At 28.8% G+C, this 947-nt stretch carries 1 protein-coding gene; it reads left to right on the top strand.

The annotated features are described in order from the left end of the window. Positions 1-29: 29 nt before the first annotated feature. Positions 30-899 carry a ferrochelatase gene (locus AOG55_RS06720; RefSeq protein WP_048100991.1) on the top strand — a complete coding sequence of 290 codons (870 nt, stop codon included), beginning with the start codon at positions 30-32 and terminating at the stop codon, positions 897-899. Positions 900-947: the final 48 nt, after the last annotated feature.

A 947-nucleotide genomic window follows, 5' to 3' on the forward strand; every position in this document is an offset into this window, starting at 1 on the left:
TTATAAATTAAAAATATGTATACACTAATATGTACAAGGTTATATTATTAAGCTATGGTAGCCCTGAAAGAATTGAGGATGTACCTGAATACCTGAGCGGGATTTTCAACGGAAAAAAGGTGCCTGAAAATATTTTAAATGAAAATATTGAAAAATACAGAATGGTTAATGGAAAATCTCCATCAAATGAAATAATAAAAAATATTATGGATAAGCTATCAAGGCTTTTAAACAAATACGGTGATTTTGAGGTTACGGATGCATACAAGCACTGGAAACCAGGAATTGAGGAAACCGTTGAATCATTGAATAATGAATATGAATCTGTAATAGCATTGCCATTATTTGCGTTTAAATCTAATAATGTTAGTAAATCATATGAGATACCGTTCAAAAAGGCAATACTGCCAAAAAATGTTGATTATAAGTTCATAAACGGGCTTGATGATGAAATGTTCACATATGCATGGATAAAAAACATTTCTAAATACATTTATGATTATGATTCCTTTCTTTTTACCGCACACAGCCTTCCATTAATAGATGACGAAACAGATTATATAAATTCCTTACACAAATATGCTGATAAAATTTCAAAAATTCTTGGAATAAAATCTTATTATACAGCATTTTACAGCCAGGGGCCCTATGGAAAATGGATTGAGCCATCTATTTACTCTCTAATTGATAAATTCAGGGCGGATGGCATTAAAAATATTGCTGTTGTGCCACTTGGATTTTTATATGAACACCTAGAAATTTTATATGATCTTGATGTAAAATATAAGGAATTCCTTGCAGAAAATGGTATAGAATACGTAAGGGCCAAAACCCCATCATGCTCTGATGAATTAATTATTTTATTAAAAAATGTAATTTTAAAAAATTTGGAGAAATAAATGTTATTTTTTAAAGACGTTGTTAAAAATTTTTAATAATAAAATAGA

The organism is Acidiplasma cupricumulans, assembly GCF_001402935.1.
In the GTDB taxonomy this organism is placed as follows: Archaea; Thermoplasmatota; Thermoplasmata; order Thermoplasmatales; family Thermoplasmataceae; genus Acidiplasma; species Acidiplasma aeolicum.

Excerpts from the sequence above, each read along its gene's own strand:
- AOG55_RS06720 (WP_048100991.1), top strand. The coding sequence starts at position 30 with ATGTACAAGGTTATATTATTAAGCTATGGTAGCCCTGAAAGAATTGAG.